At 72.1% G+C, this 24,948-nt stretch carries 25 protein-coding genes, 4 tRNA genes, 1 pseudogene and 1 riboswitch; of the genes and pseudogenes, 7 read left to right on the top strand and 23 right to left on the bottom strand.

Annotation, left to right across the window (positions count from 1 at the left end; translation table 11 throughout):
* The first annotated feature begins 407 nt into the window (after nucleotides 1-407).
* Nucleotides 408-2,195 carry a sodium:proton antiporter gene (locus BUE30_RS06115; protein ID WP_073327004.1) on the top strand — a complete coding sequence of 596 codons (1,788 nt, stop codon included), beginning with the start codon at nucleotides 408-410 and terminating at the stop codon, nucleotides 2,193-2,195.
* Nucleotides 2,196-2,210: 15 nt separating this feature from the next.
* Here BUE30_RS06115 and BUE30_RS06110 read toward each other — a convergent pair whose 3' ends face one another.
* The 16 genes from BUE30_RS06110 to BUE30_RS06035 all read right to left on the bottom strand — a co-directional run bounded on the left by BUE30_RS06110 (nucleotide 2,211) and on the right by BUE30_RS06035 (nucleotide 11,501).
* Complete coding sequence (locus tag BUE30_RS06110; protein ID WP_073327001.1) at nucleotides 2,211-3,299, bottom strand: NADH:flavin oxidoreductase; 1,089 nt, start codon at nucleotides 3,297-3,299, stop codon at nucleotides 2,211-2,213.
* A gap of 408 nt (nucleotides 3,300-3,707) precedes the next feature.
* Nucleotides 3,708-3,782: transfer RNA gene (locus BUE30_RS06105), tRNA-Phe, on the bottom strand.
* Nucleotides 3,783-3,897: 115 nt separating this feature from the next.
* Nucleotides 3,898-4,083, bottom strand: a complete 186-nt coding sequence (locus BUE30_RS06100) for a DNA gyrase inhibitor YacG (RefSeq protein WP_073326998.1) — start codon at nucleotides 4,081-4,083, stop codon at nucleotides 3,898-3,900.
* Complete coding sequence (locus tag BUE30_RS06095) at nucleotides 4,080-5,114, bottom strand: ribonuclease E/G (protein ID WP_073326996.1); 1,035 nt, start codon at nucleotides 5,112-5,114, stop codon at nucleotides 4,080-4,082. The genes BUE30_RS06100 and BUE30_RS06095 overlap by 4 nt, the downstream gene beginning before the upstream one ends.
* The gene (locus tag BUE30_RS06090; protein ID WP_139300492.1) at nucleotides 5,111-5,713 is read right to left on the bottom strand and encodes a Maf family protein; all 603 of its coding nucleotides are present in this window, start codon (nucleotides 5,711-5,713) and stop codon (nucleotides 5,111-5,113) included. Before BUE30_RS06090 ends, BUE30_RS06095 begins: the two co-directional genes overlap by 4 nt.
* 9 nt (nucleotides 5,714-5,722) lie before the next feature.
* Nucleotides 5,723-5,941, bottom strand: coding sequence for a translation initiation factor IF-1 (gene infA, locus BUE30_RS06085; protein WP_018300988.1), 219 nt, complete (start codon nucleotides 5,939-5,941; stop codon nucleotides 5,723-5,725).
* Between the two features lie 86 nt (nucleotides 5,942-6,027).
* Nucleotides 6,028-6,234 (bottom strand): hypothetical protein, encoded by a 207-nt coding sequence (locus BUE30_RS06080; RefSeq protein ID WP_073326993.1) that lies wholly within the window; start codon nucleotides 6,232-6,234, stop codon nucleotides 6,028-6,030.
* Nucleotides 6,235-6,309: 75 nt separating this feature from the next.
* A complete protein-coding gene (locus BUE30_RS06075; RefSeq protein ID WP_073326990.1) occupies nucleotides 6,310-6,789 on the bottom strand; it encodes an arsenate-mycothiol transferase ArsC in 480 nt (159 codons plus the stop codon).
* Nucleotides 6,790-6,794: 5 nt separating this feature from the next.
* Nucleotides 6,795-7,271, bottom strand: a complete 477-nt coding sequence (locus BUE30_RS06070; protein WP_073326987.1) for a UPF0262 family protein — start codon at nucleotides 7,269-7,271, stop codon at nucleotides 6,795-6,797.
* A gap of 399 nt (nucleotides 7,272-7,670) precedes the next feature.
* Entirely contained in the window at nucleotides 7,671-8,975 is a 1,305-nt protein-coding gene (hisD, locus tag BUE30_RS06065) for a histidinol dehydrogenase (RefSeq protein WP_073326984.1), read from the bottom strand.
* Nucleotides 8,976-8,984: 9 nt separating this feature from the next.
* The gene (locus BUE30_RS06060) at nucleotides 8,985-9,530 is read right to left on the bottom strand and encodes a GNAT family N-acetyltransferase (RefSeq protein ID WP_073326981.1); all 546 of its coding nucleotides are present in this window, start codon (nucleotides 9,528-9,530) and stop codon (nucleotides 8,985-8,987) included.
* A 28-nt stretch (nucleotides 9,531-9,558) separates the two neighbouring features.
* Nucleotides 9,559-9,635, bottom strand: a tRNA-Asp gene (locus BUE30_RS06055).
* A gap of 14 nt (nucleotides 9,636-9,649) precedes the next feature.
* A complete protein-coding gene (locus BUE30_RS06050) occupies nucleotides 9,650-10,219 on the bottom strand; it encodes a GNAT family N-acetyltransferase (RefSeq protein ID WP_073326978.1) in 570 nt (189 codons plus the stop codon).
* Nucleotides 10,220-10,313: 94 nt separating this feature from the next.
* Nucleotides 10,314-10,389 (bottom strand) — tRNA-Val (locus BUE30_RS06045).
* A 401-nt stretch (nucleotides 10,390-10,790) separates the two neighbouring features.
* Nucleotides 10,791-11,399: a histidine phosphatase family protein gene (locus BUE30_RS06040; protein ID WP_073326975.1), complete on the bottom strand. Its 609-nt coding sequence runs from the start codon at nucleotides 11,397-11,399 to the stop codon at nucleotides 10,791-10,793.
* A 27-nt stretch (nucleotides 11,400-11,426) separates the two neighbouring features.
* A tRNA-Val gene (locus tag BUE30_RS06035) sits at nucleotides 11,427-11,501 on the bottom strand.
* Between the two features lie 447 nt (nucleotides 11,502-11,948).
* On the opposite strand from BUE30_RS06035, the gene BUE30_RS06030 reads away from it, so the two are divergent.
* Both BUE30_RS06030 and BUE30_RS18160 read left to right on the top strand, forming a co-directional pair.
* Nucleotides 11,949-12,182 carry a hypothetical protein gene (locus tag BUE30_RS06030; RefSeq protein ID WP_073326972.1) on the top strand — a complete coding sequence of 78 codons (234 nt, stop codon included), beginning with the start codon at nucleotides 11,949-11,951 and terminating at the stop codon, nucleotides 12,180-12,182.
* 18 nt (nucleotides 12,183-12,200) lie between these two features.
* Nucleotides 12,201-12,404 (top strand): annotated as a pseudogene (locus BUE30_RS18160) (tail fiber domain-containing protein); the annotation flags it as partial.
* Between the two features lie 72 nt (nucleotides 12,405-12,476).
* On the opposite strand, the gene lon reads toward BUE30_RS18160, so the two are convergent.
* Nucleotides 12,477-14,897: an endopeptidase La gene (lon, locus tag BUE30_RS06020; protein ID WP_073326969.1), complete on the bottom strand. Its 2,421-nt coding sequence runs from the start codon at nucleotides 14,895-14,897 to the stop codon at nucleotides 12,477-12,479.
* Nucleotides 14,898-15,153: 256 nt separating this feature from the next.
* Here lon and BUE30_RS06015 point away from each other — a divergent pair, with 256 nt between their 5' ends.
* Nucleotides 15,154-16,182, top strand: coding sequence for a hypothetical protein (locus BUE30_RS06015; protein WP_073326966.1), 1,029 nt, complete (start codon nucleotides 15,154-15,156; stop codon nucleotides 16,180-16,182).
* 3 nt (nucleotides 16,183-16,185) lie between these two features.
* On the opposite strand, the gene folE2 is transcribed toward BUE30_RS06015, so the two are convergent.
* On the bottom strand, nucleotides 16,186-17,286 hold the full coding sequence (gene folE2, locus BUE30_RS06010; protein WP_073326963.1) for a GTP cyclohydrolase FolE2: 1,101 nt from the start codon (nucleotides 17,284-17,286) through the stop codon (nucleotides 16,186-16,188).
* Nucleotides 17,287-17,355: 69 nt separating this feature from the next.
* Nucleotides 17,356-18,537, bottom strand: a complete 1,182-nt coding sequence (metZ, locus tag BUE30_RS06005) for an O-succinylhomoserine sulfhydrylase (protein ID WP_073326961.1) — start codon at nucleotides 18,535-18,537, stop codon at nucleotides 17,356-17,358.
* A gap of 71 nt (nucleotides 18,538-18,608) precedes the next feature.
* A riboswitch (SAM riboswitch) is annotated at nucleotides 18,609-18,687 on the bottom strand.
* 112 nt (nucleotides 18,688-18,799) lie between these two features.
* Between metZ and BUE30_RS06000 the strand changes: the two genes are divergently transcribed.
* Entirely contained in the window at nucleotides 18,800-19,093 is a 294-nt protein-coding gene (locus tag BUE30_RS06000) for a PilZ domain-containing protein (protein WP_073326958.1), read from the top strand.
* A gap of 142 nt (nucleotides 19,094-19,235) precedes the next feature.
* Here the strand turns inward: BUE30_RS06000 and BUE30_RS05995 are convergent, their stop codons facing one another.
* Both BUE30_RS05995 and BUE30_RS05990 read right to left on the bottom strand, forming a co-directional pair.
* Nucleotides 19,236-19,850 carry an inner membrane-spanning protein YciB gene (locus BUE30_RS05995; RefSeq protein ID WP_073326956.1) on the bottom strand — a complete coding sequence of 205 codons (615 nt, stop codon included), beginning with the start codon at nucleotides 19,848-19,850 and terminating at the stop codon, nucleotides 19,236-19,238.
* Between the two features lie 11 nt (nucleotides 19,851-19,861).
* Complete coding sequence (locus BUE30_RS05990; RefSeq protein WP_073326953.1) at nucleotides 19,862-20,764, bottom strand: DMT family transporter; 903 nt, start codon at nucleotides 20,762-20,764, stop codon at nucleotides 19,862-19,864.
* Between the two features lie 62 nt (nucleotides 20,765-20,826).
* Between BUE30_RS05990 and BUE30_RS05985 the strand changes: the two genes are divergently transcribed.
* Nucleotides 20,827-21,327, top strand: a complete 501-nt coding sequence (locus BUE30_RS05985) for an MgtC/SapB family protein (RefSeq protein ID WP_073326950.1) — start codon at nucleotides 20,827-20,829, stop codon at nucleotides 21,325-21,327.
* A gap of 2 nt (nucleotides 21,328-21,329) precedes the next feature.
* Here the strand turns inward: BUE30_RS05985 and ftsY are convergent, their stop codons facing one another.
* Nucleotides 21,330-22,757: a signal recognition particle-docking protein FtsY gene (gene ftsY / locus BUE30_RS05980; RefSeq protein ID WP_073326947.1), complete on the bottom strand. Its 1,428-nt coding sequence runs from the start codon at nucleotides 22,755-22,757 to the stop codon at nucleotides 21,330-21,332.
* Nucleotides 22,758-23,013: 256 nt separating this feature from the next.
* Here ftsY and BUE30_RS05975 point away from each other — a divergent pair, with 256 nt between their 5' ends.
* A complete protein-coding gene (locus BUE30_RS05975) occupies nucleotides 23,014-23,394 on the top strand; it encodes a hypothetical protein (RefSeq protein ID WP_073326944.1) in 381 nt (126 codons plus the stop codon).
* Here BUE30_RS05975 and xseA read toward each other — a convergent pair.
* Nucleotides 23,391-24,947, bottom strand: a complete 1,557-nt coding sequence (gene xseA / locus BUE30_RS05970; protein ID WP_073326941.1) for an exodeoxyribonuclease VII large subunit — start codon at nucleotides 24,945-24,947, stop codon at nucleotides 23,391-23,393. The two genes, BUE30_RS05975 and xseA, sit on opposite strands and share 4 nt — an antisense overlap.
* Nucleotide 24,948 lies beyond the last annotated feature (1 nt).

Genomic DNA, 24,948 nt, shown 5'->3' with positions numbered 1-24,948 from the left:
CGGCGACGCCACCTTGTGCCGCGGAGCGTCGTCCTGGCCTGCATCGTCGCTGGTCCGTTCCGGAGACCGGCCCGATGTCACCCTTGCGCGTTTCGCATCCCGTGTTCCGCCCCTGCGCGGTGCTGCCGCTCGCGGTCCGCCACGACGGTCCCGTGTGGGACAGCCGCGCAGACGGCTCGAGGCACGAACACCTCCACGGACACAGGGCGAACCAGGCGGCGAGTCCTCCCCCCGCGAGCCCCCGCGAGCCCGGCATCCGCCGCGCCGGGCCTGTCCTGCCCATCCCGTCCGCCGCGACCCGCCGGCACGGCCGGCAGGACCGACCGGCCGCCGGGCGCGACCGCCTGATGCGCCGACCGCCGCGCGCCCGCCCCGCGCCCTTCTGACCCCGCCAGCCCGGACCGTCCATGACCGCCTTCCTCGGGATCGACCCCTCGACCCTCGCCCTCGCGCTCCTCGTGCTGCTCTTCGTGGCCTTCGTGATCGAGCGCTATCCGCCCGAGGTCACGGCCGCGGCGGGGGCGGCGCTGTTCATCGTCCTGGGGCTGGTGCCGTCCGCCGAGGTGATGGCCGTCTTCTCCAACCCGGCGCCCATCACCATTGGCGCGATGTTCGTCGTCTCGGGCGCGCTGGTGCGGACGGGCGTGCTCGACGCGCTGGCGCGGCTGGTCATCGAGCGGGCGAACGACCGGCCGCGCCTCGCGATCGCGACCTTCCTCCTCGCCACGCTCGTGGCGTCGGGCTTCATGAACAACACCCCGGTGGTCCTGGTGCTGATCCCGGTGGTGATCCGGCTCGCCGGCAGCCTCGGCCTTGCGCCCACGCGACTGCTCATCCCGCTGTCCTATACCGCGATCCTGGGCGGCACATGCACGCTGATCGGCACCTCGACCAACCTGCTCGTCGACGGGGTGGCGCGCGAGAACGGGCTCGAGGCCTTCTCGATCTTCGAGATCGCCCCGGTGGGGATCGTCGTCGCGCTGACGGGGGGGCTCGCGCTGTTCGGGCTCGGCCGGTTCCTCCTGCCCGACCGCGATCATGCGGGCGACGCGGCCCACGAGGCGGAGACCGATTTCCTTTCCGAGGTGACGGTGCTCGCCGATCATGCATGGATCGGACAGCCGCTTTCGCGGATCGGGGCGCTCGGTCGGGACGGCGTCCGCGTCACCGGGGTCCGTTCCGGCGGGCGGATCCTGCGCGCGGGCCTCGACGAGCACGTCGTCTCGAAGGGGGACACGCTGATCCTCGTCGCCACCACCTCCGAGCTTCTCACCTTCGCCGAGATGCCGGGCCTGCGCCTCGGCCTGCGCCGCACGGTGGAGCTCGATCCCGACGCGTCGGTGCGCGTGGCGGAAGCCATCGTCACGCCCTCGCGCCGGTCCTCCGGGATCCGGATCGCGGATCTCGCGCTGGGGCGGCGGGCGGGGATGCGCGTGCTGGGAGCCCATAGGCCGCGCCACGTCGCCGGCGCCGACCTGTCGAGCGTGCAGCTGCGGCCGGCCGACAAGCTCCTGCTCGAAGGGACGGCCGAGGGCTTCCGCGAACTCGCGCAGGCGGGCGACGTCGTCTCGGTGACCGAGCCGTCCGGACGCGCCTATCGCCGGCGGCAGGCCCCGGTCGCCATCCTCGCCCTCGTCGGGATCGTGACCCTCGCCGCCCTCGACGTGATGCCGATCGGCATCCTCGCCCTCGTCGGCGTGGCCGCGATCCTGGTGCTGCGGTGCATCGACAACGACGAGGCCTGGAAATCCATCGACCTGTCCATCCTCGTCCTGATCTTCGCCATGCTGATCGTCGGCGCGGGGCTCGAGGGTACCGGCGCGGTGGAACGGATCGTCACCGCCCTGACCCCCTGGCTCGAGGGGCTGCCGCCCTTCGCCCTGCTGCTGGCCGTCTACTTCGTCGGCTCGCTGCTGACCGAGACGGTGACGAACAATGCCGTGGCGGTGATCTTCACGCCGATCGTGATCTCGCTCGCCGCGCAGATGGGGCTCGACCCGCGGCCCTTCGTCGTGGCCGTCATGTTCTCGGCCTCGGCATCCTTCGCGACGCCCATCGGGTACCAGACCAACACGCTGGTCTACGGGGCCGGGAACTACCGCTTCGCCGATTTCCTCCGGATCGGGATCCCGATGAACATCGTCGTGGGGATCGCCTCGGTCGTGGCGATCACCGTCTTCTTTCCCATGCGGTGACGGCGGGGGCAGCGGTCACGCCGCGACGAAGTTCCGCTGCTTGCGCAGGTAGGCGACGAAGGGATCGCCGACCCCCTGCTGCCGCAGGAAATCCGGCGTAACCGGCAGCGCGGGTGCGGCGTAACCGGCATTCTCGCGGATCCGGTGCGGCAGGTCATGGGCCAGGATTCCCGCCTTGCCGATCGCCACGTAATCCGCGCCCTCCTCCACCGCCCGGACCGCGTCGGCGGCCGTCATGATCCGACCCGCGACGCCCAGCGCGCGGCCGGTCCGGTCGAGCCCGGTGAAGCGGGACATGAGCGAGCGCCCCTTGAAGGCCTCGTCCTCGGGCTCCTTGAAGACGTCCCAGAGCGACAGGTCGAGATAGTCCATCGCCTCGTCCGAGAGGAGCCGGGCGGCGAGGTCGACCATGTCCGGCAGGACCAGGCCGAACCGCTCCGGCGAGAGGCGCACGCCGATCTGGAAGTCGGGTCGGCAGGCGGCGCGGATCCGGTGCAGGATCTCGAACAGGAACCGCGCCCGCTTCTCGGCCGTGCCGCCCCAGTCGTCGGCGCGGCGGTTCAGCTCCGGCGAGAGGAACTCGGCGATGAGATAGCCGTGCGCCGCATGGATCTGCACGCCGTCGAAGCCTGCCGCCTCGGCCCGGCGGGACGCGGCGACGAAGTCCTCGATGGCGCTCTCGACCTCGTCCCCGGTCAGGGCGCGTGCCCCGGTCCCGGCATCGTCGGAGGGGCCGACGATGTCGCCGCCCTCGCCCAGCGCGCGGATCCCGCCGTGCTGGATCTGGAGCGACGAGACCGCCCCCTCCCGGCGCAGGCCGTCGGCCAGCCGCGTCAGCCCTGGCAGGTGCCGGTCGTCGAAGCAGCCGAGCTGGCCGGCAAAGGCCTTGCCCTGCAGCGAGACGTGGCTCGCGCAGGTCGTCACCAGGCCGAAGCCGCCCGTCGCCCGCAGGGTGAGCCAGCGGTATTCGTCCTCGGACAGGGTGCCGTCCTCGTGGCTCTGCGTGTTGGTCAGCGGGGCGAGGACGAACCGGTTGGCGATCCGTGGCCCCCGCGGAAGGCACAGGGGGGCGAAGAGGTCGGCAGAGGCGGAGGCGGATGTCATGGGGGATCCTCGAAGGCGACGGTCGGCGCGCGGCTGGGACGGACGGGGCGCCGCGGCGGATGGAGGTCACCAAGCAGGCCGGGCCGCCGGTGTCCAGCGGCCGCGCCCGGTCGGTCGCCTTGCGAGCCGGCAACGGAGCGTGGCCGTTCCCGGGCCCCGGACGACCACGCGCAGCGTCCCGCACGCCCTGCCCTCCCGCGACCATGCAGGCCGGAGGACTGGCCCGCAATCGCCCTGGCACCGCCCGGGCAGGGTCATCGGCCGCGAACGACGCGGACAGGACCGGCCCTCGTCCCCCCCGGCCCCGGCGGAGGGCCGGCGCCCCCCGACTATGTCGGCCCGAACGCGGGGCGCCCCTCACCCGAACGGAACGAGGTGGAAAGCCATCGCGGAAAACAAGGCGGAAAATGGTGCCCGGGGGCGGAATCGAACCACCGACACGAGGATTTTCAATCCACTGCTCTACCCCTGAGCTACCCGGGCACCGGGGACGGAGGCGTGTCGGCATCCGTCGGGTGGGGGCGTCGTAGACGAGGGGCGGAGGGGTGTCCAGAGGGTTTTACAGCGGCGTCCGGGCGGTCGCGGCGTCATCGCGGCGTCAGTGCCGGGTGGGATCCTCGCCGTCCTCCTCCGGTGGCACTCCGGCGCCCGGATCGGGGGCCTCGTCGGTCTGGATCCGGTAGCCGCCGCCCAGCCAGCGCGCCAGGTCCACGTCGGCGCAGCGGCGGCTGCAGAAGGGGCGGTACGCGGTCGAGCCCGGCTTGCCGCAGATCGGACAACTCATCGTCCCGCCTCCAGCAGGGGCAGGATCGGGGCGCGCTCGCGCTTGCGCGACAGCTCGAACAGGCCCATTGCGCTCCACCCCACGAGCGAGGTCTCGATCGGGTCGTTGCGGAAGCTGGCGCGGAGCGATTGCTCCACCTGGCGGCGATGCGCCTTGGACACCGAGACGAAATCGACAACGACCTGCCCGCCGAGGCCGCGCAGGCGCAAGGCCCGCGGCAGCGCCCGGGCGGCGGCGAGATTGGCCTTGAGCGCCGCGGCGGGGGAGGTGTCGCTGCCCGTGTTCACGTCGACCGCGACCAGCGCCCGGGTCGGCTCGACGCTCATCGTGCCCTCGCCCAGCGGCACGAGCGGTGCCCGCAGCGCGTCCAGCATGTCGAGCACGCCCTCGCGCGCGAAGCCGCCCGGCTCGGTCACCACGTCGCCCGCGCGCCATTCCCGCCAGGCGAACGCGTGGGGGCCGTCGCCCTCGGTCAGCGCCTCGGGCTCGCGCCCCTCGGCATCGCCGGCCACGGCCTCGGCCAGGGCCCGCGTCGCGGCGATGTCCTCGGCGATCTCGTCCTCCGGGGCCTCTTCGGTGCCGGAACGAAGGATCAGCCCGTCCGGCGAGCCGTCCATCGCCTCCTCGCCCAAGGCCCTCAGGCGGGCGCGCGCCTCCTCGTCGGCGATGCGGCGCGAGACGTTGATGCCGGGCGCACCGGGCGTGACGATGGCGTGGCGGGACTTGAACAGGAGCCGGTCGGTCACCGGGACGGCCTTGCCGTCCTCGGCGGTGCCGGTGACCTGGACGAGCAGCGGCTGCCCCGGCCGAAGCCCCTTCGCCCCGCGCAGATAGGCGGTGTCGCCCCCCGGCAGGCGCAGGAACATGCCGCCCTGCCCCTTCACCGGGCGGTCGCAGATCGCGCGGAAGATCGCCCCGGGGCGATGGAGTTCCGCATCGTCGATCAGCAGGTCGTCGAGCTGGCCGTCGACGATCAGCGCCGCGGCCTCGCGGCCCTTCAGGTGATCGAGGACGATGGTGCGGCCCTTCATGGCGTTCTCCAGACGGGATGGCCCGCCGCGGCGAGCATCTGCGCGGTCTCGGCCAGCGGCAGGCCCACGATCGCGGTGTAGCTGCCCCGGATCCAGGGGACGAAGGCGCCGGCCGGACCCTGGATCGCGTAGGCGCCGGCCTTGCCCTGCCAGTCGCCGGTGGCGAGATAGCCCGCAATTTCGTCCCCGGACAGGCGCTTGAGCTTGACCTGCGCCTCGACGATGCGGGACCAGACCCGGTCCCCGCGGCGCAGCGCCACGGCGGTCAGGACCGTGTGGCGCCGCCCGGACAGGGCGACGAGGAATGCCCGCGCCTCGTCCGCATCCGCCGGCTTGCCGAGGATGCGGCGCCCCAGCGCGACCGTCGTGTCGGCGCAGAGCACGATCTCGTCCGGCCCGGCCTCCACGGCCTGCGCCTTCTGCGCGGCGATGCGGCCGACATAGGCGCGCGGCAGCTCGCCTCGGGCCGGCCTCTCGTCGATGTCGGGAGGCGTCGTCTCGTCCGGGACGACGCCGATCTGCGCCAGCAGCTCGCGCCGCCGCGGCGAGGCGGATCCGAGGATCAGTCGGGGCCGGGCCCCGTCACGGGGCCCCTGCACCGGCCCGCCTCAGCGGAAACGGTAGTTGATCCGACCCTTGGTCAGATCGTAGGGGGTCATCTCGACCTGGACCCGGTCGCCCGCGAGCACGCGGATGCGGTTCTTGCGAAGTTTCCCTGCCGTGTGCGCGATGATCTCATGGCCGTTTTCCAGCTCGACCCTGAACGTCGCATTGGGCAGGAGTTCCTTCACGACGCCGGGAAATTCGAGCAGTTCTTCCTTGGCCATGGTCACTCCGGTTTGCGCGCCCCTCTGTCGGGGCGGCTGCTTAGATGGGCGCAACCGGGCCGTTTTTCAAGCGCAAAACGCGCCGCCTACCAGCGCGGGGGGGCCAGCAGACCGCGCAGCATCCCCACCGCGCCGATCACGGCGAGGAAGATCCCGGCCGGCAGCACGACCGCCCCCGCGAAGTCGAGCGCGATCGAGGCGCCTTCCTCCGCGCGGAGCGCCGGATGGACCGCGACGATCGCCGCCCCGCCGAGCAGGGCCGGGGCCCAGTGAAGGATCTCTCGTCCGGACATGCGACACCTCCCCGCTTGCAACCAGAGGTTGCGTAAAACGCCAGGTCAACGCAAGACCGCCCCGCAGGGTTCCCGTCATCCGGCCCCGGCGCCGAACCGCCCGGTCAGACGCTCGAGGATCATGTCCCGGGTCGTGCGGTAGGCGCCCAGCCGCTGCTCGCGCCCGTCGCCGAGGCCGGTCGGGTCGAGGATCGGCCAGTATTCCACGTCGAGATGGGAATACCGCCCGAGTTCCAGCGCCCGCCGCTGGCTGGCGGGGGACAGCGCGACGACGAGGTCGAACGAGGACAGGTCGTCGCCCCATTGCTCCATCTCGTCGAAGGACCGGACGCGGTGCCGGTCGAGCCGGACGCCGATCTCGTTGCAGACCGCGACCGCGAAGCCGTCGATCTCGAGATCGGACTTCACCCCGGCGGACTGGACGTAGGCGCGCTGGCCGTAGAGCTTCTTCATGATGCCCTCGGCCATGGGCGAGCGGACCGAGTTGTGGTCGCAGCAGAAGAGGACCGACTGGGGAAGGGTCCGGGCCGCGCCGATCTTTCCGCCCGCGTTCATTCCCCTCAGCCCCCTCCATGCAGCACGCAGATCAGGGTGAAGAGCCGGCGTGCCGTGCCGGGGTCTATCCGCGCCTTGCCTTCCAGGCGTTCCTGCACGATGCGGGCGCCCTCGTCGTGGATGCCGCGGCGGGCCATGTCGATCGTCTCGATCTGGCTGGGGGCCGCCGTCTTCACGGCCGAGAAGTAGCTCTCGCAGATCTGGAAATAGTCCTTCACCACCTGCCGGAAGGGCCCGAGCGAAAGGTGGAACTCGGCCGCCGGATCCCCCGCCTGCTGCCGCAGGTCGAAGACGAGCCGCTTGTCCCGGATCGCCAGCTTCAGCGCGTAGGGCCCCTCGGCCGCGCGCCCCTCGCGCGGGGGCAGAGCGAAGCTGTTCTCCTCCAGCAGGTCGAAGATCGCCACCCGCCGCTCCTGCTCGATCTCGGGCGTCGGCGGCGGCAGCGTGCTGTCGTCGAGGTCGATGGCGCAGATGCGGGACATGCCTCCCCTCCTCGCGGGGTCCGGGCTTCAGGCGTAGCCGATGGCGGGGGGCCGCGCAATCGCGCGGCGGGCGGGCGGGGCGGATGGGACATCGCGTATGGGCGATGGACCGGTGACGTGCCCGCGGGGGGAGCGGGGGTGGGTGCGACCCACCCTACGGGCCGAAGCGGGCGCGTCCTCGGGATATCCCCCTTCCGGCGCTCAGGCGGGATCGCCGGGAGCGGTGGTGGAGCCGCGCCCCCTAAGCTGCCGAACCGGAGGGACGAGACTGTCTCCCGCCCGTGGCGAACCGTCAGCCTCCCCCACCCTGCCGGGTGGGTTGCACCCACCCCGCCCGGGATGATCCGCCGCAGGACCGCGTTCGCCCCGGCGCCCGCAGCGGCCTGCCGCTCGGCCGCCCTACCGCTCGTTCAGCCGGTCCAGCCGGGCCTGCACCGACAGGCCGTGCGCCTGCAGGCTCTCCGACCCGGCGAGCGTCGCGGCGGCCGGGCCGATCGCGGCGAGCGCGCCGGGGGTCATCCGGGCCAGCGTCGTGCGCTTCACGAAATCCATCACCGACAGCCCGCTGGAGAAGCGCGCCGACCGCGCCGTCGGCAGGACGTGGTTGGGCCCGCCGACATAATCGCCGATCGCCTCCGGGGTCCAATGGCCCAGGAAGATCGCCCCGGCATGCCGGATCCGGGGCAGGAGCGCCTCGGGATCCGCGGTGCAGATCTCGAGATGCTCGGGCGCGAGGCGGTCGCTGATCGCCGCCGCCTCCTCGAGGTCGCGGACGAGGATCGTGGCCCCGAACGCCTCCCACGAGCGACCGGCGATGGCCCGCCGCTCGATCGTCCGCAGGCGATGCTCGACGGCCGCGACGACGGCATCGCGCACCCCCGCCTCGGGGGTGATGAGGATCGCCTGCGCGCTCTCGTCGTGTTCCGCTTGGCTCAGCAGGTCGAGCGCGACCCAGTCCGGCTCGCAGGTCCCGTCGGCGATCACCAGAATCTCGGACGGGCCGGCGATCATGTCGATCCCGACCTTGCCGAAGACCCGCCGCTTCGCCGCCGCGACGAAGGCGTTGCCCGGCCCGGTGATCTTGTCCACCGGCGCGATACTCTGCGTTCCGTAGGCCAGCGCGGCGATCGCCTGCGCGCCGCCGACGCGCCAGACCTCGTCCACCCCGGCGAGCCGGCAGGCCAGCAGGACCAGCGGGTTCAGCGCCCCGTCCGGGGTCGGCACGGTCACGACCAGCCGGTCGACCCCCGCCACCTTGGCCGGGACCGCGTTCATCAGCACAGAGGACGGGTAGGAGGCGAGCCCGCCGGGCACGTAGAGGCCCGCCGCATCGACCGGGCCCCAGCGCCAGCCCAGCTCTGCCCCCGCCGGGTCGGTCCAGCGCGCATCCTGCGGCAGCTGCCGTTCGTGATAGGCGCGGATCCGCTCCGCCGCGAGGTGCAGGGCCGCCGACTCCTCCGCCGGGACGCCGGCGATGGCCGTGTCGATCTCGGCCTCCGTCAGGCGCAGCCGCTCCGGCGCGGCCTCCCAGCGATCGAAACGGGCGGTCAGCTCGACCAGGGCCGCATCGCCCCGGGACCGGATGTCGGCGATGATCCCGGCCACCGCCTCGTCCACGTCCGGGCTGTCCTCGCGCTTCATCGTCAGCAGGCGATCGAAGGCGGCGGCGAAATCGGGGGCGGAGGTGTCGAGATGCAGCGGCATGGGGGCCTCTCAGCTGGGGACGGGCCCTGATAGCGGCGCCGAACCGGGCTCGTCCAGCCGCAGGATCAGCAGGATCTCGTCCATGTCCCGCCCCGCCACCCGCAGGGCCCGCGGCAGGCGCGCCACCTCCTCGAATCCCGACCGTGCGTAGAACCGGCGGGCAACCGCGTTTCCCTCGGCCACCGTGAGCTCGAGCTGCGCGACCCCGTCGGCCCGCGCGCGCGCGATCGCGGCCTCCATCAGTGCCTCGGCCCCGCCCTGCCCTCGCAGGCGCTCGCGCAGGTAGAGCGTCGTGATCGTGGCCCGGTGCCGGGTATTGCCGCCCGCCTCCCGCGCATAGGCCAGCGTGCCCTCTAGGCCCCGCCCGGTCCAAAGCCCGAAGACCGTGCCCTGCTCCAGCCGCGCGACGAAGGCGCCGTTCGGCCGGCCCGACCAGTCGGAGAGGGTGGAGCCGTAGGCCTCGGGGTGACGCGCCAGCGCCTCGAGCCGGACATGGCGGAACGCCACCGCGTCCGCCGCCGTGAGGGGGCGGATCGTGAAGGGGCGATCCTGCATGGGGGACCCTTCCGGATGGAGGGGGAAGTGGCGCGGTTGACGGGGCTCGAACCCGCGACCCCCGGCGTGACAGGCCGGTACTCTAACCAACTGAGCTACAACCGCGCGTGAGGGGGGCTTTACGGTTTGCGGGGGGGGAGGTCAAGCGAGCCCGGCGCATTTTCTGCCGACTTTTTTCGCCAGCGCCAGATGACCCTACGTGCGGCGAGGGCATGCCCGTCGATCGCGTCGTCGAACGGCGCGATCTCGGTCCCGCCCAGCGCGGCGTAGGCCGCCCGCGCGCCGGGATTGCCGTCCGCCACCTCCAGCCAGACGCCGTCCTCGCCCGCGTCCCGCAGCCTCCGCACCAGCGCGGCGAAGAGCGCGCGCCCGATGCCGCGCCCCTTGCGGTCCGGCCGGACATGGAAGGCGGAGATGAAGGGCTGCGGCAGGTCGAGCCCGCCGCGCGTCCCCCGCCCCCGCGCCTGCGCGAGGAACCCGTCGGGCCGGTCCCCGTCGCCGGCGAGCAGGATGAAGCCGGGATCGGGCAGCCGCGCCCATTTCGCGGCCAGCATCTCCTCCACTCTCGCACCAAAGAAGGCGGCGGGCAGGATCGGGCGGTAGGTCGCGCGCCAGCTCTCGACGTTGAGCCGGACGATGGCGGGCAGGTCGGCGACGGTGGCGGGGCGGATCCGGGGCGCGGAGGTCATGTCCGGGAGGTAGCGATCCGGCGGCCTGCGGGCCAGCCCCCCCCCCGCCCCTTCGGCGCCCGGGCATTCCCCCGCGGCGGCACCCGGGGATCGATGGTGGGCGGTGAGGGGTTCGAACCCCCGACATCTTCGGTGTAAACGAAGCGCTCTACCAGCTGAGCTAACCGCCCTCCCGGCCGGGGCTTAGAACAGCGCCCCCCTCCCATCAAGTCCCGCCGGGCCGGGCGCCCCGGCGCGGAACCGAGGGCGCGATCCGACGAGCGGACCGGCCCCGGCTCTCGCCCCTCTCCTGCAGGCGGAACGACGCCCCCCATCTCCGGCCCCGCATCCGGAAGCCGGCCGGCGGGGAGGCGCCCTGCCCCCTCCACGCGGCCCCCGGGCAGGTCCCTCGAGCGCGCCCCTGCCCCTTCGCAGGGTCGCAAATACCGTCGCCCCCTCAACCGGCGGAACGGCCGGGACGGCGACCCTGTCCCGACCCGGGAAGCCGTGCCCCCCGCGTCCCAGTGCCGGGGCGCGCGGGCGGACCCGGCCTGCGCCGCGCCGCTCGGGGAGATGCGCCGCCCGCGGGGGGTCAGATCGCGTCCCCCTCCATCGCCGGAAGGCCGCGATGGACCCCGTTCAGGATCTGGTAGACGATTCCCTGTCCGCCCGGCAGCTCCTCGATCCGGTCGAGACCGAGCCCCATCGCGCGCGTCCGCAGGAAGCGCGAGGTCATCCCGTGCGTGACGATCACCGTCGGCCCGCGCAGCGTGTCGAGGGCCCGGCCGACCCGGTCGTAGAGCGCCGCGAATCCCTCGCCCCCCGGCGCGCGGCGATAGGCCTCGAAGAAGCTGTCGGAAGGGCGCAGCGCCAGGCGGCGCGCGATCTCGTCCCGGTGCAGGCCGCCGAAGGCGCCGACCCCGATCTCGCGCAGATCGGGGTCGATCCCGGCCGTGTCCCGCGGCAGGCCCAGCTCGCCCAGCACAAGTTCCATCGTCGCGCGGGCGCGGCCCTGGGGACTGATGCGGAAGGCATGGCTCCCGCGGCCCACGCCCAGCTCGGCCAGCAGCCGGCCCATCGCCCGGCCCTGCGCGATTCCGCGCTCGGTCAGCGGCGAATCCTCCGGCCCCTGCCAGCGGCCCGCGCGGTTCCACTCGGTCTCGCCGTGGCGCAGCACGAGGATCTCCGGCAGCGCGGTCACGTCAGGATCCTGTCCGGGAGAGGGGGATGGTGGGTGATGAGGGATTTGAACCCCCGACATCTTCGATGTGAACGAAGCGCTCTACCACTGAGCTAATCACCCGGAACCGGGGAGGCGTCTACCCCCGTTCCCGGCCCGCCGCAAGGCCCCCGCGCGGCCGGCGCCGCCCGTCCCCGCGACAGGACGCGGCGTCCCCTTGCGCCCCTCCCCCGCGGCAGGGCCGGGGCGGGCGCCCGGCTGGTCGCCCCGCCCTGCCGGAGCCGGGGCCCGCCTCATGCCCGGCGGCCGGGACCACGGGCCGCCCTCCGGACGCGGGCGGCACAAGCGAAGGGCTCCTCCGCCGGCCGAGGTTCCGGGCCGAGACCCGCGCCGATCGCCCCGCCCCGCCGGACCGGCGCCACCCGGCCGCGCGGGCCGAGAGGCCGGGCCCGGGCCGCTTCCCGGCCCGCCTCGGCCGCAGCGCCGGAAGCGCGGAAAGGTTGACGTATGGTCAACATTGGGACCTGATGGACCCGGCCGGACCACGCCGACCGAGTAGGGAGAACCGACATGAAACTGTCACATGCAGCGGTGGCCGTCATGCTGCTGGCCGGCGCGCAGCCCGCGCTCGCGGGCGGCTTTGCCGACGAGATCGAGGAACAGGTGGTGATCGTCGAGGAGCAATCCGATGGCTCCGTCCCCGGCTGGGTGATTCCCGCCGCGCTGACGGTCGTCCTGATCGCGCTCGCCACGTCCGGGGCGGACAGCGAGGATGACGGAGGGGGCGAGAGCGGCGGGCTGTAGCTCGGCGATGCCCGGCCGAAGACCGACATCAGCCGGATCGGGACGGCGGCGAACGGGCGGCCGGTCTACAGCTTCCGCTATGGCGGCGACGACCAGCTCTACCGGGGCGTGATCGCGCAGGACGTGATCCAGGTCATGCCGGGGGCCGTCGGATTGCGGGGCGACGGGATGCTGACGGTGAACGACGACGCGGTCGGGGTCGAGTTCCGCCCCATCGACTGAGGGCGCCCCCCAGAACGAAGGAAGGGGCGCCGCGTGGCGCCCCCTCCTGTCCAGCACGATCGGGGATCCGGCTCAGTGCGCGGTCGCGCCCTCGCCCGGCCGCTCCATCGCCTTGGCGAGCGCGGCCTCGATCTCGGCCTCCTCGTCCCATTCGACCGGCTCGGGCTGCCGGACGAGCGCATGCTTCAGCACCTCGGAGACATGCGTGACGGGGATGATCTCCAGCCCCTCCTTCACGTTGTCCGGAATCTCCGGCAGGTCCTTGGCGTTCTCCTCGGGGATCAGCACCGTGGTCACGCCGGCGCGCAGCGCGGCGAGCAGCTTCTCCTTCAGGCCCCCGATGGCCGAGGCATTGCCCCGCAGCGTGACCTCGCCCGTCATGGCGATGTCCTTGCGGACGGGGATCTGCGTCAGCACCGAGACGATGGCGGTCACCATGGCCAGACCCGCCGAGGGCCCGTCCTTGGGCGTGGCGCCGTCCGGGATGTGGACGTGGATGTCGTACTTCTCGAACTTCGGCGGCTTCACCCCGATCTTCGGCGCGATGGAGCGCACGTAGGACGAGGCCGCGTCGATCGATTCCTTCATCACGTCGCCCAGTTTCCCGGTCGTCTTCATCCGGCCCTTGCCCGGCAGGCGCAGCGCCTCGATCGACAGGATCTCGCCGCCGACGCTGGTCCAGGCCAGCCCGGTCACGACGCCCACCTGGTCCTCCTTCTCGGCCAGGCCGTAGCGGTGCCGCTCGACCCCGAGGAAGTCGGACAGGTTCTCGCCCGTCACGTCGACATGGTCGACCTCCTTCTTGATCAGCTTCGTCACCGCCTTGCGTGCGATCTTCGAGATCTCGCGCTCCAGGTTCCGCACCCCCGCCTCGCGGGTATAGGTGCGGATGATCCCGGTCAGGGCGTCGTCCGAGAGCGAGAACTCCTTGGCGCGCAGGCCGTTGGCCTTGAGCACCTTGGGCAGCAGGTGGGTGCGCGCGATCTCGCGCTTCTCGTCCTCGGTATAGCCGGCGAGGGGGATGATCTCCATCCGGTCGAGCAGCGGCCCCGGCATGTTGTACGAGTTCGCCGTCGTCAGGAACATGACGTTCGACAGGTCGTACTCCACCTCGAGGTAGTGATCCACGAAGGTGCCGTTCTGCTCGGGGTCGAGCACCTCGAGCATGGCGCTGGCCGGATCGCCACGGAAGTCCTGACCCATCTTGTCGATCTCGTCGAGCAGGATGAGCGGGTTCGTGGTCTTGGCCTTCTTCAGCGCCTGGATGATCTTGCCGGGCATCGAACCTATATAGGTCCGGCGGTGACCCCGGATCTCGGATTCGTCGCGCACGCCGCCGAGGCTGATGCGGATGAACTCGCGCCCCGTCGCCTTCGCCACGGACTTGCCGAGCGAGGTCTTGCCGACGCCGGGCGGGCCGACGAGGCACATGATCGGCCCCTTCAGCTTCTTGCTGCGCTGCTGCACGGCGAGATACTCGACGATCCGCTCCTTGACCTTCTCGAGGCCGTAATGGTCGGCATCGAGCACGGCCTCGGCCCGGCCGAGATCCTTCTTGGTGCGCGAGGTCACGCCCCACGGGATCGACAGCATCCAGTCGAGGTAGTTGCGCACGACCGTCGCCTCGGCGCTCATCGGGCTCATGTTCTTGAGCTTCTTGAGCTCGGCCTCGGCCTTCTCGCGGGCTTCCTTGCTCAGCTTGGTCTCGGAGATCCGCTTCTCGAGTTCCGCGACCTCGCCCTCGCCGTCCTCGCCGTCGCCCAGCTCCTTCTGAATGGCCTTCATCTGCTCATTCAGGTAATATTCGCGCTGGGTCTTCTCCATCTGCGTCTTGACGCGGGACTTGATCTTCTTCTCGACCTGCAGGACCGACATCTCGCCCTGCATCAGGCCGTAGACCTTCTCCAGCCGCTCGGCGACCGAGAGCGTCTCGAGCAGGTCCTGCTTGCGATCGACATCGACGCCCAGATGCCCGGCGACCAGGTCGGCCAGGCGGTCGGGCTCGGTCGCGTCGGTGACGGCCGACAGCGCCTCGTCGGGGATCGACTTGCGGACCTTGGCGTATTTCTCGAATTCCTCGCCGACGGACTGGACGAGCGCGCGCACGACGTCCTCGTCGCCGAGGCTCTCGTCCAGCGGCTCGACCTTCGCCTCGAAGAAGCGCTCGTTCTCGACGAACTCGGTGATGCGCACGCGGCTCTTGCCCTCGACCAGCACCTTGACGGTGCCGTCGGGCAGCTTGAGCAGCTGCAGCACGTTGGCGAGCACGCCGGTCCGGAAGATGCCCTCGGCCTCGGGCTCGTCCACGGACGGGTCCTTCTGGCTGGCGAGCAGGATCTGGCGGTCGTCGCCCATCACCTCCTCGAGCGCGCGCACGGACCGGTCGCGCCCGACGAAGAGCGGCACAACCATGTGCGGGAAGACGACGATGTCGCGCAGCGGCAGGACGGGATGGGCCTGCGGGGCGGACGGCGTCGCGGATTGGTCAGTCATGCTCGGTATCCTTGTTCTTGGGCGAGGCGGCCACGGTCCCATCCGGCAACCCTTGGGCCGCTCCCACGCTGGATGCACGAAATCTGGGGCTTCGCGCGGGGGGTTTCAACCTCTGCCTCCCCGCGCAGAATGACCCCGCCCCGGGGGCACCGCAAGCGTCGCCGTGGCGCCAAATTGCCCGCCCCCTTCCCGAGAGCGGCCACAATCGCGGGGCAGACCGGAGAGGCCCCCTCCCCTCCCGACCGGCTGCCCCGACGTGATTCCCGCCTCTTCCCTCTCCCGCCAGAAGCGCCGCCTCCTCCTCGCGGTCGGGGGAACGGCGCTGATCGCGGCACTCCGGCTCGGCCCCTCGGCGCTGGTCGTCTACGCGGCGATCCTGGCCTATGTCGGGGCGGTGCTGGTGCTGCGGCTCCTTCCCGCGCGGCGCCGGCTGATCGAGGTCGCGACGCTCGGATCACTGGCGACCGCCCCGTTTCCCGTGGCGACGGAACTCTGGATCGCGCTCTCCGCCCTCTTCGCCACCGCCCTGTGGCATCTGCTCTACGGCAGCTGGGGCGAACGTGCCCGGCTTCGCTTCACGCTGGTCAGCGTCCGCCGCGCGGTGGCGCCGCTGCCGGCCGACGCGGTGTGGCAGCGCCTCGTCCCCGGCAGTTCGCATCCCGACGATTACTGGACCGGCACCCTTCTCGACTTCGACGCCGACCCGGACGATCCCCTGACCCTCTATGCCCGGTTCACGACCCCCGAGGGGCTGTTCACCGAGGCGACCTTCACCTTCCTCGCCGCCGCTCCGCCCGAAAGCGCGATCTTCGAGATCGACAGCGAGACGGTGCCCGACGAGGAGGAGGTCGCCCTCGCGCTGCGACTCGAGGAGGTCGATCATTTCCGGACGCAGATCGACAGCCGGATGACCCGGGCGAACCTGCCGCTGCGCCTCGCCGCGAGTCACTGGTTCGACGATGCGCTGGGGGACGACTGGACCGGGCTGGCGCAGACCACGGCCCGCCGCCGCCGCTGGTCGGTGGAACGGATCGTGGGTCAGCCGACCGAGGGCGTGGAGGCCATGCCCGGGGCCGCGGCGGGACCCGGGGAGGCACGCCCCCCGCAGGAGGCGCGGCCGGGCACGCTCGTCGCACCCGTGCTCGCCCCCTCGCCCACGCGGCAGGCCCGCGAATCGCGGGTCCAGCCCATCCGGAACGACCGGATGAAGGGGATCCCCGACCCCGACGATTTCGAAGAACCCTTCGACATCATGAAGCTGATGGAGGACGTGCGCGCCTCCTGAGGCCTAGCCCGGGTGATGCAGCGTCGCGAAGAGCCGGGGGTCGAGGCTCGTCTGCGCGAAGGTCGGCCCCTCGGTCAGGAGGCTGACCGCATCGTGGCTGTGCAGGCTCTCCTGGTGGCTCGCTACGACCCGGAAATCGCCGATCCGCTCGTCCGCCCGCAGACCCGCGAAGAAGAGCCGCGCCGCGTCCTCGACGAAGATCGGGTTGGCGGCGTTCAGCTCGGCGAAGGCCTGCTCGTCCTCGCGCTTGACCATCACCTGGGTCTCGGTCGGAACCGCGGCCCGCGCGATGTCGATCAGATCCTCGAACCAGAGAGTCGGCCGGTCCGGCAGGCAGACCACCGCCAGCCGCGCGACGGAGCGCTGGGAATGCGGCGTCGCCAGCTGCCCCCGCCCCTGCCGCGCATGCTCGCTCAGCTCGAGCGAGCAGGGGCAGGTCGAGGAATAGACGTAGTCGAGATGGATGATCCGGGTCTGCACGCCCGCGCTCTCCACCAGCTCCAGCGCGACGTCGTAATACTGCCAGCCCGACAGACCGGATCGCAGCGAGCCCAGCCGGACCGGGAAGGACATCCGCATCGAGATCCGCGCGTCGAAGGTCTCGTGGTCGCGCTTGTAGTCGCCCAGCGCCATCGCGATCGTGTCGAAGGAGAAGCTCTCTTCCGCATGGGCGTAGAAGGACCGCATGATGCGGCTCATGTTGATGCCCTTGCGGTTCGCATCCAGACCCACGGTGCCGGTCACGCTGGTCTCGAGCGTCAGGTCGCCGTCATCGCGGGTCCGATAGCGCACGGGCAGGCGGAAATTGCTGATCCCGACATGCTGGATCGCCTGCTTTCCGCCCCGGATCAGGCTTTCGGGCCCGTTCTGCAGGTCGGGCAGCGAGGCGCGATAGACCTCGTCCGCGACGAAATCCTCGGGATAGGCCCGGGCGAGGGCCGGGTAGTTCGACACCTCCTGCCCTGGCAGCAGCCGCGCGACGGACGGGTCGAGCGCAGCCACCTCCTCGGGGGTCGCCGCGCCGGCCCATCGGCGGAGCGTCGCAAGCGCCGCCTCGGCCTCGGCGCGGCCGGGAACGTTCATGTCGCGGGTGGGCTTGTTCATCGCGGGTCTCCCCCCGGTCTGCTGGTGCCCCGAATATGGGGTGCCTTGCCGCAGGGGCAAACCCCCCGGTCAGAGTGCGTCCAGCGCGGCGGCGAGGTCCGCGATCAGATCCTCGGCCGCTTCGAGGCCGACCGACAGGCGGATGAGGCCGGGCGTGATGCCCAGATGCGCCTTCTGGTCCTCCGGAAGCCGCTGGTGGGTCGTCGTCGCCGGGTGGGTCGCGATCGACTTGGCGTCGCCCAGATTGTTCGAGATCGTCCAGATCTCCAGCGCGTTCAGCAGCGCGAAGGCGGCCTCCTTCGAGCCTGCGTCGATGGCGAGGACCGTGCCCCCCTGCCCGGTCTGCGCCCGCATCAGCTCGTGCTGCGGATGGCTCGCCAGCCCCGGATAGATCACCCGGGAGAGCCGGGGATGCCCGGACAGGGTCGCCGCGATCTGCCCGGCCGAGGCGGTCTGGGCGCGGACCCGCAGGTCCATCGTCTCCAGCCCCTTGAGCAGCAGCCAGGCCGAGAACGGCGACAGCGCGCCGCCGGTATGCTTGAGATAAGGCTCGACCGTGCCGCGGATGAACTCCCGCGTGCCGAGGATGACGCCCCCCAGCACCCGCCCCTGCCCGTCGATATGCTTCGTCGCGGAATAGACGACGACATCGGCGCCATGCTCGATCGCGCGCGAATAGACGGGGGTGGCGAAGACGTTGTCGACGATCACGGTCGCGCCGGCGGCATGGGCGAGCCGCGACACGGCGGCGATGTCGACGATCTCGAGCGCGGGGTTCGACACGCTCTCGAAGAAGACCGCCTTCGTCTCCGGCCGGATCGCCGCCTCCCATTGGGCGAGATCGGCCCCGTCGACGAAGGTCACCTCGACGCCGTAGCGCGTCAGCACCTCCTCCAGGATGTAGAGGCAGGAGCCGAACAGCGCGCGGGACGACACGACGTGGTCCCCCGCCCGCAGCATCGAGCTGAGCGCCCCGTTGACCGCCGCCATGCCGCTCGCCGTGGCGAAGCCGTCCTCGGCCCCCTCCAGCGCGGCGATCCGCTCCTCGAACATGCGCACCGTGGGGTTGCCGTAGCGGGCATAGATGAATTCGTCCTCGCCCAGCGACCTGAAGCGGCCCTCGGCCTGCTCGGCGCTGTCGTAGACGAAGCCCTGGGTGAGGAAGAGCGCCTCGCTCACCTCGCCGTATTGCGACCGGCGCACGCCCCCGTGCACCGCCCGCGTCCGCTTGTCCCAGTCCTTCTCGGCCATGGCCCGTCCTTTCGTCCCCCGGGGCCCCCGGGGCATAAAAAAACCCGCAACCGGTCAGGGGTGCGGGGACAGTTCCATCCTCACTCACCTCTTTAGCGGCATGTTTAACGTGGCCCGCAATCCGGTCGACAAATCGCCACGGCCTCCTCCTAGCCGGACGCCCGAATCCCGTCAAGAAGATCCATCCGGCCCCGTGGGAGCTGAGCGGGGAGCAACACCTGGCGCGCAGACTGGCCCCCTTGTTAAGATGGAGAGCCCCCCGATGACGACGACCGCCCCCGGCCAGCCCGACCGCGACCCGCGCGATCCGGCCGATTTCCAGATCCGGATCGCCGTGCCGACCGGGTGGACGACCGGCCGCATCCGCGACGCCTCCGCCAGGGGCCTGCGGATCAGCGCGGATTGCCCGGTCGCCCCCGGCGCCGCGGTGAAGATGGTCGTGGGCGGCCTGCATGTGGACGGGGTGATCGCCTGGGCCGAGGGGGCGGACGCCGGAATCACCCTGCCCTCGCCCCTCCCGCCCTATGCCGCCGGCCGGATCCGGGCCGGGACCTGACCGCCGGACCGGCCGGCCCGGGTCGCGACGCCGCCCCGGGGCAAGCGGCCCGGCCACCCCCTTATCTTGCCAGAAATACTCCGGGGGGTGAGGCCGCAGGCCGAGGGGGGCGGCGCCCCCCTGCCCCCGGCCGGGCCCGGGATCACCCCTTTCCGGCGCTCCCGTCCTCGATCAGGTATTTCTGCAACCCGACGATCTGCAGCCAGAGGAAGACGAACAGCACTGCCGGGAAGGCGAAGGTCTCGATCTTCACCCACAGGTCGGTCGACTGGGTCCGCCAGATCACCTCGTTCGCCACGGCCAGCGCGGCGAAGAGCGCGGTCAGCCGCCGGGTCAGGATCATCCAGCCCTCCCGCCGCATCGGCAGGAGTTCCCCCATGATCCATTGCAGGTAGCTCCTCCCCTGCGCCAGCCCGATCCCCAGGATGGCCGCGAAGATCCCGTAGATGATCGTCGTCTTCATCTTGAAGAACCGCTCGTCGTTGAACCAGGCGGTCAGCCCGCCGAAGAACACGACCATGAAGGCGGTGAAGACCTGCATCCGGCTCAGCCGCCGCGTCAGCGCCCAGAGGATGCCCATCGCGGCCAGCAGGATCGGCACGAAGACCAGCGTCGCGACGATGAAGCCGGAATACTCCGTCCCGTTCCAGGCATAGGTCTCGTCCCGGATCCGCAGATAGATCAGGAAGAACACGAGCGTGGGCCCCAGTTCGAGGACCTGCTTCAGGATCGGGTTGATCGGGCGTTCGTCGGACATCGCGCTCTCCTTCAGCCCCCGAATTCCACGATCACGGCGCCGAGCGCAATCAGCGCCATGAAGGCCAATCGTCGCGGCCCCACCGTCTCGCCCAGGATGAACCAGCCGATCAGCGCGGCGAAGACGGTCGAGGTCTCGCGCAGGACGGCCGCTTCGCCGACCTTGTCGAGATAGGTCGCCAGCATCACGCCGCCGAAGCTGATCCAGCCGATCAGCGCCCCGGCAAGCCCGCGCAGCAGCAGCGAGCGCACCCCGCCCGGCGCCCCGGTCCGTCGGTAGCGGGCCCAGGCGATAAGCGGGAAATCGAGCTGCGTCATCACGAAGAACCAGGCGAGGAAGGTGAAGGGGTCCGGCGCCCGGCGGATGCCGTAGGCGTCGTAGACCGTGTAGCAGGCCACCGCGATCCCGCCGGCGAACGCCCACATCAGGCCGATCCGCACCTGCGCGAGGTCCATCCCGACGGAATGGAGGTTCCGCCAGGCCAGCAGCCCCATCCCCGCCGAGAGGCACAGCGCCCCGCCCCATTGCAGCGCGGTGAAATGCTCGCGGAACACCGCGCTCGCGAAGAGGACCGTGATCAGCGGCCCGGTCCCCCGGATCACCGGGTAGACCACGGTGTAGGCCGCCCGCTCGTAGGCCAGCGCGACCGTCATCTTGTAGGCGAAATGCAGCGGGATCGCGCCGAGCAGGATCAGCCAGGTGCCCGCATCGGGGCGCGGCACCAGGAACAGCGCGACCGGCAGCGAGATCAGCACGAAGGAGGCGTCGATGCTGCCCCGCATCAGCCAGGGATCGTGGCGTCCCTTCTGCAGCGCGCCGAAGGCGGCATGGGCTATGGCGCTCGTCAGCGCCAGCAGCGCGGCGACGCGCGCGCCCTCCGGCGTGCCCGCGAGGGCGGCGAGCCAGTCGCTCATGCCGGAACCCCGGCCCGCCGTCGCGGTTGACACGAAACCGTTACAGAGGACCGAAGGCCCCCATGCTCGACACGCTCGCCGGCGAACTCACCGGAACCTTCACCGCCGTCCCGCTGGTCGTCTCGCTCACCCGGCTCATCGCCGCCGTGACGCTCGGCGCGCTGATCGGCTTCGAGCGCGAGCGCAAGGAGAAGCCCGCGGGCCTGCGCACGCACATGCTGGTCTCGCTGGCCGCCTGCCTCTTCGTGCTGACGGGGCTCGAGATCGCGCGCCTGGAATTCGGCGATGCCGGAGAGGATGCGGTCCGCGTCGATCCGCTCCGCCTGATCGAGGCGGTCACGGCCGGCGTCGCCTTCCTCGCGGCGGGGCTGATCTTCACCCAGAAGGGCGAGGTGCGGAACGTCACGACCGGCGCCTCGCTCTGGCTGGCCGGGGCGATCGGCCTGGCCTGCGGGGCGGGGCATGTCCCGCTTGCCGCGATGTCCGCGGTGCTGGTGGTCTGCGTGCTGTTCCTGATCGGCCAGATGGAACGGCGGACGGGCACCCACCGCGCGGACGACTAGCCTCATTCGCCGTCCAGCCCCACCAGCGCGGCGGCGAATTCCTCGGGGTCGAAGGGCGAGAGGTCGTCGATCTGCTCGCCCACCCCGATCGCGTGGATCGGCAGGCCGAACCGGTCGGCCAGCGCCACGAGCACGCCGCCCTTCGCGGTGCCGTCGAGCTTCGTCATGACGAGGCCGGACACGTCCGAGATCCTCTGGAAGATCTCGACCTGGCCGACGGCGTTCTGGCCCGTGGTCGCGTCCAGCACCAGCAGGGTGTTGTGCGGTGCGTCCGGATCCTTCTTGCGGATCACGCGGACGATCTTGGCCAGCTCCTCCATCAGGTCGGCGCGGTTCTGCAGCCGTCCGGCCGTGTCGATCATCAGCAGGTCCGCGCCGTCCGCCTGCGCCCGTCCCATCGCGTCGAAGGCGAGCGAGGCGGGATCGGACCCTTCGGGCGCGGTCAGGACCGGGACCCCGGCCCGCTCGCCCCAGACCTGCAGCTGCTCGACCGCAGCGGCGCGGAACGTGTCGCCGGCGGCGATGACGACGGACTTGCCCGCGGCGCGGAACTGGCTGGCGAGCTTGCCGATCGTCGTGGTCTTGCCCGAGCCGTTCACGCCGACGACCAGCACCACCTGCGGCCGGGTCGGGTAGATCGGCAGCGGGCGCGCGACCGGCTCCATGATCCGGGCGATCTCGGCGGCAAGCGCCTCCTTGATCTCGCGCACGCTCATGCGGCGCCCCATCCGCCCCTCGGCGAGGTTGGCGGCGACGCGGGCGGCGGTCGTGGTGCCCATGTCGGCCGAGATGAGAAGATCCTCCAGATCCTCGAGCATCTCGTCGTCGAGCACGCGGCGCGGCACCGCCGCCTCCTCGCGCCGGAACAGCCGGCCGAGGAAGCCGCCGCGCTTCGGCGCCTCGGCCTCCGCCTCCATCCGCGGGGCCGGATCGGCGGCCGGGGCGGAAGGCGGGGCGGGGACCGGGTCCGAGGGGGCCGGTTCCGGCGCGGGGGCAGTGGACCGCCCGACGGGGGCAGCCTCCGGGGCGGTATCCGGGGCCGTCCGCGGGGCCGGCTTCGGGGCGGCATCCCTCGCCGCCTCCGACCCGGGGTCGGGGCGTCGCGGCTCCGGCGCGGCGGGCGGCCGGGGCGCGGGGGCCGGCGCCGCCGGGGGCGGGGCGGCAGGATCCGGCGCGGTCGGAGCCGCTGGTTCCGGCGCGGACGGGCCTTCGGGGGCGGTGCCCTCCTCCGGGGCCGGACCGGCCGCATCGGGGCGCAGGCCGGATTGCGGGCGCCCGTCCGTGTCCGCCCGCGACGGTCCGGCCTCGGCCGGGGGCGTCCGGACATCCTCCGGCGCTTCCGCCCCGTCCTCGACCAGCGCCTCCAGCCCCTGGTCGATCTTCGACGACGAGCCCATCATCCGGTCGCGGAGCTTCCTGAAGAACGACATGCGGCGGCGCTTTCCCTTGCTCGGTCGGACCCGGCCGTCAGGGCGGCGGGCCTGTCGGCGCAGACCTAAGGCCAGCCCCGGCGAAAGGAAAGCCGCAGGCGCGCCGCGCCCGGCCCTGCCCTGCTGGGGGGCATGCCGCCCCCCGTCTTCCGCGCCGGCCTTTCCGCCGCGAATGGATGCCCCGGCGGCCGCGTGCCCTCGCGGGGGCGTGAGGGCCGGCTTCCCTCGCCCCCGCCGCCGTGGCAGGCTCCGGCCCATGCGCCTGATCCTCGCCCTCGCCGCACTCGTCGCCTCCCCCGCCCTTGCCCAGATGTCGGGAGAGGAATTCGAATCCCGCGTCCTCGGCCGGACGCTGACCTATGGGGGCCCCGACGGCGCCTACGGGGTGGAGCGCTACCACGAGGGGCGGCGCGTCACCTGGGCCTGGCTCGACGGCAGCGCCTGCCAGGAAGGCACCTGGGACGAGCCCGAGCCGGGGCTGATCTGCTTTACCTACGACGACACGCCCGACCCGCAATGCTGGCACATCTTCGACGAGGGGACGGGCCTGCGCGCGGAATTCGTGACCGGCGAGGCGTCGATCCTCTACGAGGTGGTCGAGGAAGAGCCGCTGGTCTGCCCCGATTACGGGGTCTAGAGCAGCGAGCCCTGCTCGGGCCCGGGATCGTCCTTCGCCGGCGGCCTGCGGCGCTTCGGCGCCGCGCCGATCAGCGCCTCCACCCGCCCGTCGCGGAACTCGATCTCCAGCCGGGGATGCCGCTCCGCCTCCGCCGCGTCGGTGACGACGCCGCCCTCGGCCCGCACCACGGCGAAGCCGCGGGCCAGCGTCTCGGTATAGCCCAGCGTCTGGCGCATCCGGTCCAGCGCCTCCAGCCGCTCGCGGGCGAGGGTCAGCCGCGCCCGCGCCGCGGCGGGATCGACCCGGGGCGACAGGGCGAGGAGCGTCTCGCGCGCCCGGGCGATCCGGGCGACCGGCAGGGCGGGCGTCAGCTTCGCCGCCTCGCGCGTCAGCTCGCGCCGCGCCTCGCGGGTGCGCCGCTCGAGCGCGGGACCGGTGCGGGCGGAGAGGTCGAGGATCCGCCGCCGCTCGTGCCGCAGTGGGCCGGTCAGCAGCGAGGGGCGCAGCCCCAGCCGCGCCAGGGCCGCCGACTTGACGTGCAGCGCGGCCCGGAGCGCGCGGGGCAGCGTCTCGTCCAGATGGTCGAGCCGCTGTCGCCGCGCCTCGAGCAGCGCCTCCGGCCGGGGCAGCGCGCGGGACAGGTCGGCGAGCCGCTGCCGCCGGTCCTCCACGCGGCGGGCGGCGGCATGGGTCAGCCGCCCCCCCAGATTGTCGACCTGCGCCAGCAGCTCCAGCCGCACCGGCACCGCCTTCTCGGCCGCGGCGGTCGGCGTCGGCGCCCGCCAGTCCGAGACGAAGTCGATCAGCGTCGTGTCCGTCTCGTGCCCGACGGCGGAGATCAGGGGAATGGCGCTGGCGGCGGCGGCGCGGGCCACCTCCTCCTCGTTGAAGCCCCACAGATCCTCGATCGAGCCGCCCCCCCGCGCGACGATGATGAGGTCGGGCCGGGGCAGAGCCCCACCCGGCGTCAGCTCGTTGAAGCCGCGGATCGCGCGCGCGACCTGCCCCGCGCAGGCCGGGCCCTGCACCGCGACCGGCCAGACCAGGACCTTGCGGGGGAACCGGTCGCGCAGGCGATGCAGGATGTCGCGGATCACCGCCCCCGTGGGCGAGGTCACCACGCCGATGATCTCGGGCAGGTAGGGAATCGGCCGCTTGCGCGCGGGATCGAACAGCCCCTCGGCCGCGAGCTTGGTCTTGCGCGCCTCGAGCATCGCCATCAGCGCGCCGGCGCCGGCGGGACGGATGTCCTCGACGATCATCTGGTATTTCGATTGCCCGCCATAGGTGGTCAGCCGGCCGGACGCGACGACCTCCATTCCCTCCTCGGGCTGATGGGCGAGGCGCGCGGCCTGCCCCTTCCAGCTGATGGCCGCGAGGACGCAGGTGCCATCCTTGAGATCGAAATAGAGATGGCCCGTCCGGGCCCGGACCACGCGGCCGACCTCGCCCCGGACGCGGACATGGCCGAACTCGCCCTCGATGGCGCGCTTCACCGCGCCCGAGATCTCCGAGACGGTGAATTCGGGCGCGTTGCCCCCGGTGGGGGGAGAGTCCTCGAACAGGTCCATC

The sequence above is a fragment of the Wenxinia saemankumensis genome (assembly GCF_900141735.1).
GTDB classification, from domain to species: domain Bacteria; phylum Pseudomonadota; class Alphaproteobacteria; order Rhodobacterales; family Rhodobacteraceae; genus Wenxinia; species Wenxinia saemankumensis.
Note: the sequence above shows the minus strand (reverse complement) of the source record. Positions and strands in the feature narration are given on the sequence as shown.

Bases quoted from the DNA above. Each gene is read 5' to 3' on its own strand.
- BUE30_RS06115 (WP_073327004.1), top strand. From the start codon at position 408: ATGACCGCCTTCCTCGGGATCGACCCCTCGACCCTCGCCCTCGCGCTC.
- BUE30_RS06110 (WP_073327001.1), bottom strand. From the start codon at position 3,299: ATGACATCCGCCTCCGCCTCTGCCGACCTCTTCGCCCCCCTGTGCCTT.
- BUE30_RS06100 (WP_073326998.1), bottom strand. From the start codon at position 4,083: ATGAGTTGTCCGATCTGCGGCAAGCCGGGCTCGACCGCGTACCGCCCC.
- BUE30_RS06095 (WP_073326996.1), bottom strand. From the start codon at position 5,114: ATGAAGGGCCGCACCATCGTCCTCGATCACCTGAAGGGCCGCGAGGCC.
- infA (WP_018300988.1), bottom strand. From the start codon at position 5,941: ATGGCCAAGGAAGAACTGCTCGAATTTCCCGGCGTCGTGAAGGAACTC.
- BUE30_RS06080 (WP_073326993.1), bottom strand. From the start codon at position 6,234: ATGTCCGGACGAGAGATCCTTCACTGGGCCCCGGCCCTGCTCGGCGGG.
- BUE30_RS06075 (WP_073326990.1), bottom strand. From the start codon at position 6,789: ATGAACGCGGGCGGAAAGATCGGCGCGGCCCGGACCCTTCCCCAGTCG.
- BUE30_RS06070 (WP_073326987.1), bottom strand. From the start codon at position 7,271: ATGTCCCGCATCTGCGCCATCGACCTCGACGACAGCACGCTGCCGCCG.
- hisD (WP_073326984.1), bottom strand. From the start codon at position 8,975: ATGCCGCTGCATCTCGACACCTCCGCCCCCGATTTCGCCGCCGCCTTC.
- BUE30_RS06060 (WP_073326981.1), bottom strand. From the start codon at position 9,530: ATGCAGGATCGCCCCTTCACGATCCGCCCCCTCACGGCGGCGGACGCG.
- BUE30_RS06050 (WP_073326978.1), bottom strand. From the start codon at position 10,219: ATGACCTCCGCGCCCCGGATCCGCCCCGCCACCGTCGCCGACCTGCCC.
- BUE30_RS06030 (WP_073326972.1), top strand. From the start codon at position 11,949: ATGAAACTGTCACATGCAGCGGTGGCCGTCATGCTGCTGGCCGGCGCG.
- lon (WP_073326969.1), bottom strand. From the start codon at position 14,897: ATGACTGACCAATCCGCGACGCCGTCCGCCCCGCAGGCCCATCCCGTC.
- folE2 (WP_073326963.1), bottom strand. From the start codon at position 17,286: ATGAACAAGCCCACCCGCGACATGAACGTTCCCGGCCGCGCCGAGGCC.
- metZ (WP_073326961.1), bottom strand. From the start codon at position 18,537: ATGGCCGAGAAGGACTGGGACAAGCGGACGCGGGCGGTGCACGGGGGC.
- BUE30_RS06000 (WP_073326958.1), top strand. From the start codon at position 18,800: ATGACGACGACCGCCCCCGGCCAGCCCGACCGCGACCCGCGCGATCCG.
- BUE30_RS05995 (WP_073326956.1), bottom strand. From the start codon at position 19,850: ATGTCCGACGAACGCCCGATCAACCCGATCCTGAAGCAGGTCCTCGAA.
- BUE30_RS05990 (WP_073326953.1), bottom strand. From the start codon at position 20,764: ATGAGCGACTGGCTCGCCGCCCTCGCGGGCACGCCGGAGGGCGCGCGC.
- BUE30_RS05985 (WP_073326950.1), top strand. From the start codon at position 20,827: ATGCTCGACACGCTCGCCGGCGAACTCACCGGAACCTTCACCGCCGTC.
- ftsY (WP_073326947.1), bottom strand. From the start codon at position 22,757: ATGTCGTTCTTCAGGAAGCTCCGCGACCGGATGATGGGCTCGTCGTCG.
- BUE30_RS05975 (WP_073326944.1), top strand. From the start codon at position 23,014: ATGCGCCTGATCCTCGCCCTCGCCGCACTCGTCGCCTCCCCCGCCCTT.
- xseA (WP_073326941.1), bottom strand. From the start codon at position 24,947: ATGGACCTGTTCGAGGACTCTCCCCCCACCGGGGGCAACGCGCCCGAA.